Annotated in this window: 16 protein-coding genes, 1 tRNA gene and 1 pseudogene; 9 read left to right on the forward strand and 9 right to left on the reverse strand. The window is 50.9% G+C overall.

Annotation, left to right across the window (positions count from 1 at the left end):
* Positions 1-378: 378 nt before the first annotated feature.
* Positions 379-470, reverse strand: a tRNA-Ser gene (locus WC959_12090).
* A 239-nt stretch (positions 471-709) separates the two neighbouring features.
* Between WC959_12090 and rpmH the strand changes: the two genes are divergently transcribed.
* Genes rpmH through WC959_12120 form a run of 6 tightly spaced genes read left to right on the forward strand, consistent with a single transcriptional unit; the run spans position 710 to position 4,255 of the window.
* Entirely contained in the window at positions 710-853 is a 144-nt protein-coding gene (gene rpmH, locus WC959_12095; protein MFA5689860.1) for a 50S ribosomal protein L34, read from the forward strand.
* 26 nt (positions 854-879) lie between these two features.
* Entirely contained in the window at positions 880-1,245 is a 366-nt protein-coding gene (gene rnpA / locus WC959_12100; protein MFA5689861.1) for a ribonuclease P protein component, read from the forward strand.
* Complete coding sequence (gene yidD / locus WC959_12105) at positions 1,245-1,532, forward strand: membrane protein insertion efficiency factor YidD (protein MFA5689862.1); 288 nt, start codon at positions 1,245-1,247, stop codon at positions 1,530-1,532. The genes rnpA and yidD overlap by 1 nt, the downstream gene beginning before the upstream one ends.
* Positions 1,519-3,285 (forward strand): membrane protein insertase YidC, encoded by a 1,767-nt coding sequence (yidC, locus tag WC959_12110; protein MFA5689863.1) that lies wholly within the window; start codon positions 1,519-1,521, stop codon positions 3,283-3,285. Before yidD ends, yidC begins: the two co-directional genes overlap by 14 nt.
* Positions 3,286-3,315: 30 nt before the next feature.
* Positions 3,316-3,753 carry a helix-turn-helix domain-containing protein gene (locus WC959_12115; protein MFA5689864.1) on the forward strand — a complete coding sequence of 146 codons (438 nt, stop codon included), beginning with the start codon at positions 3,316-3,318 and terminating at the stop codon, positions 3,751-3,753.
* 46 nt (positions 3,754-3,799) lie between these two features.
* Positions 3,800-4,255 carry a glycine zipper 2TM domain-containing protein gene (locus WC959_12120; protein ID MFA5689865.1) on the forward strand — a complete coding sequence of 152 codons (456 nt, stop codon included), beginning with the start codon at positions 3,800-3,802 and terminating at the stop codon, positions 4,253-4,255.
* A 111-nt stretch (positions 4,256-4,366) separates the two neighbouring features.
* Here WC959_12120 and xerD read toward each other — a convergent pair whose 3' ends face one another.
* The 5 genes from xerD to nadA all read right to left on the reverse strand — a co-directional run bounded on the left by xerD (position 4,367) and on the right by nadA (position 9,450).
* Complete coding sequence (gene xerD / locus WC959_12125) at positions 4,367-5,254, reverse strand: site-specific tyrosine recombinase XerD (protein ID MFA5689866.1); 888 nt, start codon at positions 5,252-5,254, stop codon at positions 4,367-4,369.
* 70 nt (positions 5,255-5,324) lie between these two features.
* Positions 5,325-6,215 (reverse strand): phosphoribosylaminoimidazolesuccinocarboxamide synthase, encoded by an 891-nt coding sequence (locus WC959_12130; GenBank protein MFA5689867.1) that lies wholly within the window; start codon positions 6,213-6,215, stop codon positions 5,325-5,327.
* Positions 6,216-6,343: 128 nt separating this feature from the next.
* The gene (nifS, locus tag WC959_12135) at positions 6,344-7,504 is read right to left on the reverse strand and encodes a cysteine desulfurase NifS (protein ID MFA5689868.1); all 1,161 of its coding nucleotides are present in this window, start codon (positions 7,502-7,504) and stop codon (positions 6,344-6,346) included.
* Positions 7,501-8,337, reverse strand: a complete 837-nt coding sequence (gene nifU, locus WC959_12140) for a Fe-S cluster assembly protein NifU (protein MFA5689869.1) — start codon at positions 8,335-8,337, stop codon at positions 7,501-7,503. Before nifU ends, nifS begins: the two co-directional genes overlap by 4 nt.
* 129 nt (positions 8,338-8,466) lie before the next feature.
* Positions 8,467-9,450: a quinolinate synthase gene (gene nadA, locus WC959_12145; GenBank protein ID MFA5689870.1), complete on the reverse strand. Its 984-nt coding sequence runs from the start codon at positions 9,448-9,450 to the stop codon at positions 8,467-8,469.
* A gap of 134 nt (positions 9,451-9,584) precedes the next feature.
* Here nadA and WC959_12150 point away from each other — a divergent pair, with 134 nt between their 5' ends.
* The gene (locus WC959_12150; protein MFA5689871.1) at positions 9,585-9,836 is read left to right on the forward strand and encodes a hypothetical protein; all 252 of its coding nucleotides are present in this window, start codon (positions 9,585-9,587) and stop codon (positions 9,834-9,836) included.
* A gap of 56 nt (positions 9,837-9,892) precedes the next feature.
* On the opposite strand, the gene WC959_12155 is transcribed toward WC959_12150, so the two are convergent.
* Genes WC959_12155 through cysK form a run of 3 tightly spaced genes read right to left on the reverse strand, consistent with a single transcriptional unit; the run spans position 9,893 to position 12,690 of the window.
* Complete coding sequence (locus WC959_12155; GenBank protein ID MFA5689872.1) at positions 9,893-10,693, reverse strand: hypothetical protein; 801 nt, start codon at positions 10,691-10,693, stop codon at positions 9,893-9,895.
* Positions 10,690-11,742: a hydroxymethylglutaryl-CoA reductase gene (locus WC959_12160; protein ID MFA5689873.1), complete on the reverse strand. Its 1,053-nt coding sequence runs from the start codon at positions 11,740-11,742 to the stop codon at positions 10,690-10,692. The genes WC959_12155 and WC959_12160 overlap by 4 nt, the downstream gene beginning before the upstream one ends.
* A gap of 24 nt (positions 11,743-11,766) precedes the next feature.
* Positions 11,767-12,690, reverse strand: coding sequence for a cysteine synthase A (gene cysK, locus WC959_12165; GenBank protein ID MFA5689874.1), 924 nt, complete (start codon positions 12,688-12,690; stop codon positions 11,767-11,769).
* A gap of 134 nt (positions 12,691-12,824) precedes the next feature.
* On the opposite strand from cysK, the gene WC959_12170 reads away from it, so the two are divergent.
* Together WC959_12170 and WC959_12175 are read left to right on the forward strand one after the other, a co-directional pair.
* The gene (locus WC959_12170) at positions 12,825-14,474 is read left to right on the forward strand and encodes a glutamine--tRNA ligase/YqeY domain fusion protein (protein ID MFA5689875.1); all 1,650 of its coding nucleotides are present in this window, start codon (positions 12,825-12,827) and stop codon (positions 14,472-14,474) included.
* Positions 14,475-14,582: 108 nt separating this feature from the next.
* A pseudogene (locus WC959_12175) lies at positions 14,583-15,060 on the forward strand (IS481 family transposase).

Here is a 15,060-nt window from a genome sequence, read left to right on the forward strand (position 1 = left end):
AATCCGCCCCCCTCTGCGGCCCGTGCTTCGGTGTCTTTTTTTATGAGTCAATTCGCGCCATACGAATATATCTGCAACATCTGGACTTCTGATCCGGATCGCTTTAAGTTTGATCCGTTCCAGCACACTGTGGGACTAAACAGCTGAAATTCAAAACGTTTGAAACCGTGTTGCAACGCCGTTGCAGAATCCCTGCAAGTTGTATCAAACCGCTGTCACATTCGGGGTTTTCGGCGCGTTTCTGTACAAAACCGCCGATCCCTCGCAGAAATCAACGCAAGTCGTTGGTTTTCAGTTTATTCCAGCCTCTTACAGGATATTAAACGCTAGTCTCAAACCAGCCGGCGCGGTTCTTTGTGGAAATGAGTGAAACATAAGTGGCGGAGAGGGGGGGATTCGAACCCCCGGTACCCCTTTGGGAGTACGGCGGTTTAGCAAACCACTGCTTTAAGCCACTCAGCCACCTCTCCGGAGAAATGTTTTATGTATGATATTCACCGGAAAAGGGCAAGCGGCAAAGCGGCCTATTTTGGCCGATGATCAGGTCGTAGATTGTGAAAGCAAGTATCGGTTGGAACCGGACACTTGTGTTTACAATCTGCCCCATCAACCCGATTCTGGTGAAATCGTAAATCCGGCGTTGACACAAGCGGTGGAAACCGGCAGGTTATCGGCCTCTTTTGAGGATTTGTAGTTTGGAGATAGAGAAATGAAGCGTACATGGCAGCCATCGAAGATTAAACGCGCCCGTAAGCATGGTTTCCGCAGCCGCATGGAAACGGCCGACGGCCGCAAAGTGCTGGCGCGCCGCCGTCGCAAAGGCCGTAAACATCTGACTGTTTGCGATAAATAATTTGATTTTTCGCCGGAGGAATCCCGGTGCCCGGAAATACCCTTTCCAGAAGTCAGCGTTTGATTGAGGCCTCTCTGTTCAGAGAGGCTTTTGCGCAAAATAGAAGTTTTGTTGGTAAAACAATGGTTTTATGGCTGCGCTCCGGTGATGGTGCGGCACTGCGTCTCGGAATAATCACCAGCAAAAAAGTGAGTAACCGCGCGGTGGATCGTAATCTGGCGCGCCGCCGTCTGCGTGAAATATTCAGGCAGCATCGTGCCGCACTTTCCGCCGAAGTGGATATCATTTTAATTGCACGCCGGCGGATGCTTACTGCTTCTTATACCGAAACCGAACAGGATTTCCTGCACCTCGCAAAACAGGCGGGAATTTCAACCGCGAATGAACGCTAATGGACGCTAATAAAAATTCATTATTAAAAAACATTCGCGTGTATTCGCGTTCATGCACGGTTTTTCCAATCCGGATTTATCAATGGACGATCGGGAAAATCAAACGGCCGTGCTGTCGATTTTATCCGACTTGTTCGGATTATGCGATTGAAGCAATCCGCAAGCATGGCATACTGTCCGGTCTTTGGTTGAGTGTCCGGCGTATCGGCCGGTGTCATCCGTGGAATCCCGGCGGAGTGGATTTTGTGCCGAAAAAACCAGCAGAAAGAATTTATGAAAAAAAATGATCTGATTATTGTAGTTGTGCTGCTTGCACTGATGTTTGGCTGGATGCGTTATTATCCGCTGATTGAACAGAAGTTTTTCCCGCGTCCGGAAAAACCGGCGCCGGCAGAAGTTCAAACCCCGGCGGTCCCGCCGGAACTTCCGGCGAAAGAAATGGAAGACGCAATTTCCGGTGCGGCAGACAAGCCGGTATCGGCACCGTATCTTGAAGCTGTAACGCCGGCGGAGGAAAAACCGGCGAATGATCAGGACCGGTCATCCCTGCCATTGCCGCCGGAAGAGTTTGTGACGCTGTCGAATAAGCACATTGATCTAACGCTTTCATCGTACGGCGGTACGGTCGTTTCGGCAGTGCTGAAGGAGTATCCGGCAGAAAATCATGCCGGCAGCGGACCGGTGGAGCTTGATTTTGCGGCGGTGCCGGCGTTGCGCTATGCCGGAATTCCGGCAGGTGCCGGAATACTGTCGGAAGGTGCCGGCAGCGCAACGTATATCGCGACGCTGGCTGACGGTGTTATATTTCAGCGCGAGTTTAAACTCGACGATGAATATTTGATGACGGTTACAGATTCGTTTAAAAACGGCGGTGCAACGCCGTGGAAACTGCCGGAACTGTGCTTGTCCGCCGGCGCGATGAGCAATACCGGAGATGCCAAAGACATGCGCGGTTTTTATTCGCTGGGAGTTGATACATTTTCAGCGGCTGAAGGCGTACGGCACTGGGGTCGTGATATGCTGAAAATTTTCCGCAGTGTGCCGGTGCCGGATGGAATGGTTTCCTCCACCGCCGAAATGATTGCCCCGCGTCCGGTGGACTGGATTGCATCGAAGAACAAATTTTTTGTACAGATTGTCACGCCGAGCGAAGCAGCCAAAGGATTTAATCTACTGCTCCGGCGTGAAGGCGAAGGGAAAAAAGTGGCACCGGTGGAGGTTGCTGCCGAAATTATTTTTCCGGCGGAACTGATTGCGGCGAACGAGGTTTTTACCCGCACAACGCGCGTGTATACCGGCCCTAAAGATTTTTTATCATTAAAAACACAGGGCATGGAACAGGTTGAAGTGATGGAGTTCAAAAGCACCGGCTTTTGGAAATTCATGAATCCGGTTATGTATCCAATCAAAGTTGCACTGCTGTGGGGTTTAAACGCGTTGTATGTAGTTGTCCGGAATTACGGCGTGGCAATTATGCTGCTCACAGTGATTGTGCGCATCATTTTCTGGCCGATCACACATAAAGGTACGGAAAGCATGCGCCGGATGGCAGCGCTCCAGCCGCAGATGCAGGCACTGCGCGATAAATATAAAGACAACCCGCAGCGGCTGCAGCAGGAAACCATGAAGTTTTATAAGGAGAATAAAGTGAATCCAATGGGCGGCTGTCTGCCGATGCTGATCCAGATTCCGGTGTTCTTCGCGCTCTTTACCGTACTGCGCAGCGCTATTGAACTGCGTTTTTCAAAATTCCTGTGGGTACAGGATTTATCAACGGCGGAAAATCTGTTTGAAGGTATGGTTCCGGTTCTCGGTTCATTAAATATTCTGCCGATCCTGATGGCGGTGACAACCATCTGGCAGCAGAAGCTTACGCCGACCGCCGGCGATCCGCAGCAGCAGCGCATGATGATGTTTATGATGCCGTTGATGATGTTGTTTCTTTTATATTCCATGCCATCAGGGCTTGTGCTTTACTGGACAACGGGTAATCTGCTAATGATTATTCAAATGCTTATTAAAAAGAAAAAAGCCGCATAAAGGTCGCGGCTTATAATAAGGAGAAGTCAAATGGCAAATGTAATGAAGGCGTTGAAGGGTGAAATTTCCCGCATCGCCCGCATGGAAGTCAATGCGGCGCTAAAGCCAATAAAATCAGTCAACGCCAATCAGCGGAAATATATTGCGGATCTGCGCCGGCGTATTGAGCTGCTCGAAAAAGAAAAACGGCAACTCGAAAAAGTTGTTAGCAAAGCCGTTCCGCAAGAAACACCGGCGGCGGCAGAAGCCCCGCGCAGCTGGATTTCCGGCCAGGGTGTCCGTGCAATGCGTAAGCGCTTGAAACTTTCTCAAGCTGCCTTTGCTAAAGCTGCCGGTGTCAGCCTGCCGACTGTTGTAAACTGGGAATCCAGTAAGAACACCGGTAAACTGAAAATTCGTCAGCAAAAAACCTTCGACCGGCTGATGCAGCTTAAAGGTATGAGCCGTCGCGATCTCGATGCCGAATAATCCGGCACCGGTATTATTTTTACTTTAAGATTCGGGAGGAGCGGTCATGCGAATAATTCATTTGATTGCTTTTCCGGTTATAACTGTACTGCTCGCCGGATGCGCATCCAGCCGGTCCGGCGAAGTTTATTCCCGCGATCAGGCGCGTAAGGCGCAAACTGTCCAGATGGGCACCGTTGAATTCGTAAAAGAAGTTCGCATCGAAGGTACAAAATCCGGAGCAGGCACTGTCGGCGGCGGAGTCGCCGGTGGATTTCTTGGGAGTACCGTCGGTGCCGGCAGAGGATCAGTCATTGGTACAGTAGTTGGCTCAATCGCCGGCGCAGTGGCCGGATCGGTGGCTGAAGAAGGAATCACACGGCGCGGCGGTCTCGAAATCACCGTTAAACTCGACAGCGGCGGTGTTATTGCCGTAACTCAGGAGGCCGACGTTCTGTTTTCTGTCGGCGACCGCGTGCGGGTTTTAACCGGTGCTGACGGAACTACGCGTGTTGAAAAATAAATGGCGTGAAGCAGACATTGCCGCTTTGCTGCCCGCTTTCAGCGAGCCCTTCTTCGAATCCTGTCTGCTTATTCTTATGTAAAAAAGGCAGACAGAAATGTCTGCCCCACATTATGCCCGCGGATGGAATTTGTTATGCACGCCCTTTAAACGGTCGGGATCAACATGAGTATAGATCTGCGTCGTCGCAATATCTGAATGTCCAAGCATTTCCTGAATTGTACGCAAATCTGCGCCGTTTGCTAAAAGATGACTCGCAAATGAATGCCGCAGTGTATGCGGATAAATACTCTTTGTAATCCCGGCGTTGCGCGCGCAGTTTTTTATCATTACCCAGATGGTTTTACGCGACATCGGCTGCTTCCGTTTGCTCAGGAAAACAGTGTGTTCGTGTACTCCCGGCGTTAATCGAGGACGGACGTCTTTCATATAACGGTTCACATATTTAATCGCTTCGCTGCCGACCGGAACAACGCGCTCTTTACGCCCTTTCCCTGTGCAATGCAAAAAACGCTCATCGAAATGCAGATCCGTGAGTTGCAATCCGGCAAGTTCAGAAACGCGCAGCCCGGACGCATACAACAGTTCAAGAATTGCGCGATTCCGTACGCCGAGCGGATCATTTAAATCCGGAAAATTGATCAGGCTCTCGACCTCTTTGGATGTCAAATATACAGGCAGTCCCCGGCCTGTTTTTAACGATTCCATCGCTTCGGTAACATTAACGCTTAACAGCCCTTCCTGCGTCAGATAACGGAAAAAAACTTTCAGTGAAACCAGATGACGTGAAAGTGATGTCGGGCGTAATCCGCGCGCTTTTTCCGACATCAGGTGATCCAGAATCTGCTTGCGTGTTACATTATTAATTGACCGCACATCCTTTACTGTCAACCAATTCAAAAACCGCTCAATATCGTCGCTATACGCCGCACGGGTATGAGGACTCAGCCCTTTTTCAAGGGAAATATAATCCAAAAATTGATCTAACAAAAATCGCATGGATTCAAACCGCTGATTTCCACTGACCCGCACTAATCTTCTTATTAGTGTGAATGAGTGGTTAAAAAATTTAAAGCGCAGTTCCTGTTAACCGTTCGTACGCCTCAAGGTATTTTGCTTGCGTTTTTTCAACGATGTCTGCCGGGAGCTCCGGCGCCGGCGGGGTTTTATTCCAGTCGAGCGTTTCGAGATAATCGCGCAAAAACTGTTTGTCGAACGATATCGGCGAAGCCCCGGTTTGATATGAATCAAGCGGCCAGAAGCGTGAGCTGTCCGGCGTAAGCACTTCGTCGATTAAAATAATTTCGCCGGCAAGCTCACCGAACTCAAACTTCGTATCTGCAATGATAATGCCTTTGGTCAGCGCATAATCAGCGGCATAGGTGTAAAGTGCGAGCGTGGCGGCTTTCAGTTTTTCGGCTTTTTCAGAGTCGATAATTTCTTTCATGCGCTCAAAACTGATATTTTCATCATGCAGTCCCTGTTCGGCTTTTGTTGACGGTGTAAATATCGGTTCATCAAGTTTGTCTGCCATTTTATATCCGGCGCGCAGCGGCATTCCGCCGATCGTTCCGTTCTGCTGGTATTCTTTCCAGCCGGAACCAATCAGATAACCGCGTACAATACACTCCACCGGAAACACTTCGGTTTTTTTCACCAGCATAGAACGTCCGGCAAGTTGATCGGCGTGCTGATTAAACGGCACCGGATAATCTTTCACGTTGGTGCTGATCATATGATTCGCCACAAGATGGCCGGTGCGTTCGAACCAGAATTTTGAAATTTTATTCAGCACTTCGCCCTTTTGCGGGATACCGTTCGGCATGACACAGTCAAAGGCCGAAATGCGATCGCTCGCGACAAACAGCAGTTTATCGCCGGCGTCAAAAATTTCGCGCACTTTGCCGCTGCGCGGCGCCGGCACCCCGGGAATTTCAATTTTCGTTAAAGCCCGTTGCATATTTTCTCCTTTTTAAAATCTATTCTTTAACCGCAGATATCACAGATATAAACGGATTTTTAACCATGAAAACCACGAAATGACACGAAAAGCAAAGCTGTTTTGTTTTGAAGTCTGGGGATTCGTCCCTAAACAAACGGTGACAATTCGCGCAGACGTTTTACAATCACCGGCATAGCATGCAAGACGGCATCAACATCTTGATCGGTATTATAGGTGCTCAAACTGAACCGGATCGAGCCGTGCACCGCAATTCCGGAGACTTCCATTGCACGCAGAACGTGGGAGGGTTCGAGCGAACCGGATGCGCAGGCCGATCCGGTAGACGCACAAATGCCGTAATCGTCAAGCATCAGCAGAATGGACTCGCCTTCGATAAATTCAAAACTGATATTAGTGGTATTCGGCATCCGGTTGTTTACATCGCCGTTCACGTGCGCGCCGGGGCATAGTTCAAGAATTCCCTTTTCAAGGCGGTCGCGCAGTGCTTTCACACGGGTGTTTTCTTCAGTGATGTTTTTTTTCGCCAGTTCGCACGCCTTACCAAGTCCGACAATATACGGAACATTTTCCGTGCCGGCGCGCCGGCCGCGTTCCTGATGTCCGCCTAGAATCAGCGGGATCACTTTTGTACCGCGCCGGATATAAACAGCTCCGACGCCTTTAGGTGCACAAAGTTTGTGACCGGAAAGCGAGAGCATATCCACCGGAAGTGCGCGAACATTCACCGGAATCTTACCGACAGCCTGAACGGCGTCCGTATGGAAAATCCCGCCGAATTCATGTACCGCTTCGCCGATTTCTTTTATTGGAAAAATCACACCGGTTTCATTATTCGCCCACATAATGGTTGTGAGCGAACGTCCGCCGGCGCGTACTTCACGATGCAGCGCATCCGTATCCAGATTGCCGAGGTGATCCACATCCAGCCGCGTCAGCCGGCAGCCGCGGTCTTCGAGATAATGGCACGGCCCGTGCACCGCGGGATGCTCAACTTTCGAGGTGATCACATGCGGCATCTTATCCATCGCCTCTGCGCCGCCGCGAATCGCGAGATTATTGCTTTCAGAACCGCAGCTCGTGAAGGTGATTTCACGCGGATCGGCAGCGCCGATTAAATCCGCTACCTGTTCGCGCGCGGTCTCCACATATTTTTTTACCTGCCCGCCGAACGTATACATGCTCGACGGATTACCCCAGAGCTCCGTAAAAAAGGGCATCATTACATCGAGCACCTCCGGTGCAATCTGCGTCGTTGCGTTGTTATCGAGATACACCGCTTGTTTCATTTGACCTCCTCGACAACCAGTGTTTCGGCAACCGCCTCACGCAGTTTGGTTTCCACCACTGACTTCAATGTAAATTCTGAAACCGCACAGCCGGAACACGCCCCGCGGAAACGGACTTTCACCTCATCGCCATTGACATCAATCAGTTCAAGATCACCGCCGTCCTGCCGGAGCACCGGACGGATTTCGCGGTCGATCACATCTTCGATCAGATGGATTTTCTGCAGCGTTGTCATCGCCGGTTTTTTTACCGGTGCCGGAGCTTTCTGTTCATGCAGAACGCGATTCAGAATTTCCTGAATATTCGGAATGCAATTGCCGCATGCTCCGCCGGCCTTGGTGGCATTCGTAACATCTTCCACCGTTTTCAACTCGTTTTCACGAATCGCTTTTTCAATCTCTTGGTCGGTGACACCGAAACAATGACAAACCACTTCGCCGTCGAGCGCCTTGTCCCATTTTTTTCCGGTGCGATAATTATAAATCGCCGCCTCGAGCGCTTCACGTCCCATCACCGAACAGTGTACTTTCTGCTTCGGCAGTCCGCCGAGGTATTCCGCAATCTCCTTGTTCGTGATTTTTTCTGCTTCTTCAAGTGTTTTACCGATGATCAGCTCCGTCAGCGCCGACGACGAGGCAATCGCGCTTGCACAACCGAATGTTTGGAATTTGGCTTCTTTGATCCGCTTATTTTCGTCGAGCGTAAACATCAGCTTCAATGCGTCGCCGCATGCCAGCGAACCAACTTCGCCGACGCCGTCCGGATCTTCAATCGTTCCGACATTGCGCGGATTCCTGAAATGGTCATTCACCTTATCTGTATAGTCCCACATAAAAAACTCCTGTAGAAAACGAATGCTGGAACGGCGGAATAATGAATGAGCGGGAAACCGGATTCCAGAGCAAACCGCTCATATTTTTGATATTTAAGTCTTCTAATATTCCGGCGCTCTATTCTTCAGTCATCCAATCTTGAGCATCCGCTCAATACTGCCGGCAGCGCGGCGTGCGATCTCCGGCGGCACTGTCACGCGCGTTTTCATGTCCTGCAGCGACCATAGAATTTTTTCGAGCGTGATCTTTTTCATATTCGGGCACACTGCACGCTCCGGACACACCGCATAAAATTTTTTCGTCGGATTTTCACGCTGCAGCCGGTAATTAATTCCAATTTCTGTTGCGACAATAAATTCCGTCGCATTCGACTGCTGTACAAACCGGCACATTTGTCCCGTTGAAAGCAGTTCATCTGCCAGGTCGCGCACCGGCTTGCTGCACTCCGGATGCGCCAGTACAACGGCATCCGGATGCTTCTCTTTTTCAGCCAGAATATCTACCGGACGGATCCGTTCATGCGTCGGACAAAATCCGTTATATAAAATAAAACCGTGGGGCAGACAGGAATGTCTGCCCGTTGCGCAGACAGGAATGTCTGCTCCACACGGCTTTTCCGGCAAAACAATCGGACGTCCGAGTTTTTCGGCTACAAACGAACCAAGATTACGGTCCGGTACAAAAATAATTTTGCAGTCGCCGAGCGATTCAACCACGTTGACAGCATTTGACGACGTGCAGCAGATGTCGCTTTCTGCTTTTACTTCGGCCGAGCTGTTTACATAGCAAACTACTTTTGCATCCGGGTACTGCGCTTTCAGCGCGCGCAGTTTTCCGGCATCAATCATGTCTGCCATCGGACAGCCCGCGCCGGCATCCGGCAGCAGAATCGTTTTTTCCGGCGAGAGGATCGCCGCCGTTTCTGCCATGAAATGCACGCCGCAGAAAACCACCACCGGCTCGTCCAGCGTCGCCGCTTTACGGCTCAGCTCCAGCGAATCACCGGTGAAGTCTGCAATCGCCTGCACTTCATCCAGCTGATAATTGTGCGCGATAATCAGCGCATTTCGCTCCTGCTTCAGCTCCTGAATCTTCTCTTCAATTAATTTCATAATATGGACAGGAAGTTAACCACGACGGACTGCAAATTAAAAGAGCAGATTATCAAAGCTGAACAATATGCGGTTTTTGTTTCAGAATTATAATTGCTGTGACTTTTTATACCTGGCAGGTAAGTTATGCCGTTATGAAGCGCGATATTGAATGGACAGAACGGCTGGATGACAGCGTAAAACGGACGGTGAGAGTTCGTATTTTTGCCGGAAAGATCAAATGGCAGTTTAAACGGTCAGATGAAGAGCGCTGGGATTATGATACGCCGGCGTCAGCTGACGACTGGGAGACGCTCGACAATAAAGTTAATGCGCTGTACCGGCGGCGGCGGGCGGCGGTAAATGATGTCGACCTGGTGCGTATTGAAAAGAAAAAGCACGTGTGAATTTTGCCGCCGGGCTTCAGTTTTAAAAACTGCCCGATTCCATTACCGGAATCGGTTTAATCCGGAATAGCGATAAGCTGCCCGATTTTTAGATCAGCCTCGTGTCTCATTTTATCACGGTTGGCATCGAAAATTTTGCGCCATTTTGAACTGTCTCCGTAAACATCGCGTGAAATCCGCATCAGCGTATCGCCGGGATTTACCTTGTACATGCGTGCAGGGAGAGCGGGAGGCGGCTGATTGCCGATTGCCGGTTGAAAGTTTGCAGAAGAAACAGCCGGCGCCGAACTTTGTTCTACCGGTTTTTCCGCAGCTGCCGGCGCCAACGTTGCTGTTTGCACAGGAGACTCCAGCGCTGCACCGGGTATAGTTTTTACATTCGCAACAACCGGCGCCGGTGCGGTTTCCCCTTCAAACGCTTTCAACTGTTCGCGTAACAGATTGTTTTCACGTCTCAATCGAACCAGTTCTTCCGAAACACCATCGGATGATTTAGCGATTTCACCGGCGAGTAAAACTTTCGATTGACGGATCCAGTCCAGAATTAACGGGCGTTTTTCAGTCGCAGGACGTTTCTCAAGATAGCGTTCATAATAGAAAATCGCGTTGATATAATTTTTTTTCTGCTGATGGTTAATCAGCGCGAGTTCGAGATCGGGACGCGCAAGCGCCGGATTTTTTTCAAGCGCTGCTTTAAATTTCGAGATCGCCGCATCCCAGTTTTTCAAATAAACCTGTTCCAGCCCGGCGCGAACGCACGGATCCTGTTCGTCAGCAACATCACGTTTTGCACCGTTTTCGTTGCAGCCGGCGAGCATCAGAATGAGACTGATAAGAGCGGGTGAAAAATATTTCATAGTCTGCTTGAATTTCCACATTTATTGCGTTCCAGTTTCCGATGAGCAGTCATAAGTTCACCGGGATTGGTGAGTGCGGCAAGCAGAGAGAGTTCGCCGCATAGTACGGCGGCGGCACAGATCAGTGCAAGCCGGCGAGCATTAGCACCGGGTTCGCGCTCTGCACGGCAGCCGAGTTCGGCAAGGACTTCTTCGACAAACGGAAGACCCTTACCGCTGCCGACGGTGCCGACGATCAGATGCGGCAGTGTGGTTGCAAACCAGAGGTCGCCGTTGCGCACTTCGGCCTGCACGATTCCCTGTGAGCCCTCAACAATATTGGCGGCGTCCTGTCCGGTGGCGAGATAAAAACCAAGCAGCATGTTGGCGAAGTGAGCGTTGGCGGAACGGAGTCCGCCGGCGAGCAGTGTGCCGATTAAATTTTTGCGAGTATTGAGCTGGACGATTTTTTCCGGCGTGGTTTTGAGATATTTCCGGCAGAGTTTTTCCGGAACGGTGAGTTCGGTAACGACGTATTTGCCGCGTCCAAGCACTCCATTCACGGCAGATGTTTTTTTGTCGCAGCAGTAGTTGCCGGAAAGCGATTCATATTTGAGCTCCGGACAACGTTTCAGGATGTAATTCAAGAGCACTTCGCTTGCCTGCGTGGCCATATTATGACCGGATGCATCGCCGGTGGTGTATTCAAAACGGATGAAGAGCAGGTTTCCGGCGATCTGTGAATGAACGTCGATAAGTTTTGCAAAACGGCTGGTGGTTTCGGTAACGCGCTGCAGTGCCGGGAATTCTGTTTTTATTTTCTGCAGACATTGCAGTGCAACGCCGGCGTCCGGCGCTTCAAAAAGTACGGAGCGCGTCATGCGTTCATCGATAACAACAGCGCAAATTCCGCCGGATACAGTGGCAACGCGTGCCCCGCGATGAACGGAGGCGAACAACGGCGCCTCATAAGTAGCGAGCGGAATTTCAGTTTCGACATCGATTTCAGGACCGGTAATTTTTACCGGCCCGACCCATTGCAATGGCACATTGGCAAACGATTGAGTCATAATTTCCAATTTAAGAGTGCCGGTTTAATCATTAAAAAGCCAGGTGGAAAGATAGCGTTCACCGGAATCGCAGATAACGGTTACAATAAGTTTTCCGGCGTTTTCCGGCCGCCGGGCAAGTTCAAGAGCTGCAAAAACATTTGCGCCGGAAGAGATGCCGCCGAGAATTCCCTCTTCTTCCGCCATGCGCCGGACGATTTTTCCGGCGGCGGCGGCAGGTAGGGTCAGAACACCGTCGAGCAGTTCAAGATCAAGATTTTTCGGAATAAAACCGGCTCCAATACCTTGAATTTTATGCGGACCGGGCTGACCGCCGGAAATGACGGGCGACTCCGCCGGTTCGACAGCGAAGACCTGCACGCCGGCTTTTCTTTTTTTCAGTTCGCGGCCGGTGCCGGTGACGGTTCCGCCGGTGCCGACGCCGGCAACGAATATATCCACCGCGCCGTCCGTATCCTTCCAGATCTCTGGTGCAGTGGTCTGCCGGTGGATTTCAGGATTTGCCGGATTTTCAAACTGCTGCGGCATGAAAGCGGAAGGGTTTTCTGCCAGAATTTCTCCGGCGCGTTTAATCGCACCGGGCATGCCTGCGGTGCCGGGCGTTAAAATAACTTCGGCGCCGAGCGCGCGCAACAGGTTGACCCGTTCGACACTCATGGTTTCAGGCATGGTGAGCGTGAGCTTATAGCCGCGCGCAGCAGAAACAAATGCCAGTGCAATTCCGGTATTGCCGCTGGTAGGTTCCACGATCAGTCCGCCTGGCGTTAATGTCCCGGCGCGTTCGGCTGCCTCAATCATTGCAATGCCGATGCGGTCCTTGACGCTGCCCAGCGGATTACGCGATTCAACTTTTACAGCGATTTTTGCCTTCAGTCCGTCCGTCAGCCGGTTTAAAAAAATTAATGGTGTATTCCCGACTGTCTGGGTCGCATTTTTAAAGATATTCATTCACTGATCCTTTTTAAAACAATTTTAATATTTATTCGATACAGTACCTTCATCGAACCACTCCGGCCATTTTGTAATATAGTTGCTATTCCCGATAAAATCGGGCAGAAATCAGAATTTTTAAAGGAAAAAATATGAATACTTCTGCCGGAAATTTCATTTTTGATATTATCGACGCTGATCTGGCCGCCGGTAAACACAAAGAAATTATCACCCGTTTCCCCCCCGAGCCGAATGGATACCTGCACATCGGGCACGCTAAAGCCATTTGCCTTGATTTCGGTGCTGCGTTGAAATACGGCGGCCGCTGCCACCTGCGGTTTGACGACACCAATCCGACTGCTGAAGACACCGAATATGTTGAGGCGATCAAAGAAGATATCCGCTGGCTTGGTTTCGACTGGGGCGAACATCTCTATTTCGCATCCGATTATTTTGGAAAAATGTACGCCTGCGCCGTCAAACTCATCGAGCTCGGCAAAGCATACGTTTGTGAGTTGAGCGTCGATGAATTTAAAAAGTATCGCGGTGTCCCGGAAATACCGGGCAAAGAACCGCCGGGGCGCAGCCGTACTGTCGAGGAAAACCTTGCCCTGTTCACGCGTATGAACGCCGGCGAGTTCCCGGACGGAACCTACGTTTTGCGCGCCAGAATCGATATGGCATCACCCAATCTGCACATGCGCGATCCGGCGCTCTATCGCATCAAACACGCGCACCATCACAACACCGGTGATAAATGGTGCATCTATCCAATGTACGACTTTGCACACTGCCTTGAAGACTCTTTTGAGGGCATTACGCACTCGCTTTGTACGCTCGAATTTGCTGTCCATCGCCCGCTTTACGACTGGATACTCGAAACGCTTGGCATCTACCATTCGCGGCAATACGAATTCGCTCGGCTCAACTTAACCTATACCGTCATGAGCAAGCGCAAACTGCTTGAACTCGTCCGTGGGAATCTTGTGCACGGCTGGGACGATCCGCGTCTGCCCACCCTCACCGGCATGCGCCGGCGCGGCTATACACCGGAAGCCATTCGTTCCTTCTGTACTGAAATCGGTATCACCAAATTCGAGAGCCTCACCGATGTCGGACTGCTCGAATATCATGTCCGCACCGATCTGAACGAACGCGCGCCGCGCCGCATGGCTGTCATTGATCCGTTGAAAGTCGTCATCACCGACTACGAAAAAACCGGCGATGAACTCGAACTGCCCAATCATCCGAACAAACCCGAAGCCGGCACGCGGAAAATAAATTTTGCACGGGAAATTTATATCGAGCGCGACGATTTCATGGAAGCTCCGCCGAATAAATTTTTCCGGCTGGCGCCCGGGCGTGAAGTCCGGTTGCGCGGTGCTTATTTCATTACATGTACCGGCGTCATCAAAGATGCTGCCGGACATATCGTTGAACTGCACTGTACGCACGACCCGGCCAGCCGCGGCGGCAATGCGCCGGACGGACGCAAAGTCAAAGGAACCATTCACTGGGTCTCCGCTGAACACGGCATTGCAGCGGAATTCCGACTCTACGACCGCCTCTTTACCAGCGAAAACCCCGCCGCTGAAGAAGATGATTTTAAAACGTATCTGAATCCCGATTCACTCAAAATTGCATACGGCTTTGTTGAACCGGTGCTCGCCGCTGAAAACGCCGGCGCACGGTTCCAGTTCGAGCGCATCGGATATTTCTGTGCCGACACCGACACAACGCCGGAAAAACCTGTCTATAACCGTATTGTCGGTCTCAAAGATTCCTGGGCAAAGAAAAAGTAACACTCAGCATTCAAATACACCGATGTAACTGTTCCAACTGATTGTTGCTAGATGTTTAGTCCCACAGTGTGCTGGAGTGATGTATAACGAGCTCCGGAGGGATGAATTATGGGACAGATATTACACGGATGCGCCCGTACGACTGAGGCGGTGCGTCGAACGATACAGCATCGTCAAGAGAGCCTGAGTGTTCTGGCACGGAGGTACGGTATTAACCCGAAAACCGTAGCGAAGCGTCGACAGCGCACAACGGTACAAAATGCCCCGATGGGGGCCCAGGCATCCTCGGTCAACGGTGCTGAGCAAGGAGGAAGAAGCCGCTTGCGCCGCTTTTCGGCAACACACGCTGCTTCCTCTCGATGATTGTCTTTACAGCTTGCAGATGGCCATACCTCATTTAACACGCTCCTCTCTGCATCGTTGCTGCCAACGTCATGGTATTCGCCGGCTGCCGGATACCAAAGATCCCCGGAGCAAACGGAAATTCAAAACCTGTCCAATCGAGTTTTTCCATATCGACATCGCTGAGGTTCGCACGGAAAAAGGCAGGTTATATATGTTTGCTGCCATTGACCGTACGTCAAAG

It is taken from the genome of Kiritimatiellales bacterium (assembly GCA_041656295.1).
Classification (GTDB): Bacteria; Verrucomicrobiota; Kiritimatiellia; order Kiritimatiellales; family Tichowtungiaceae; genus Tichowtungia.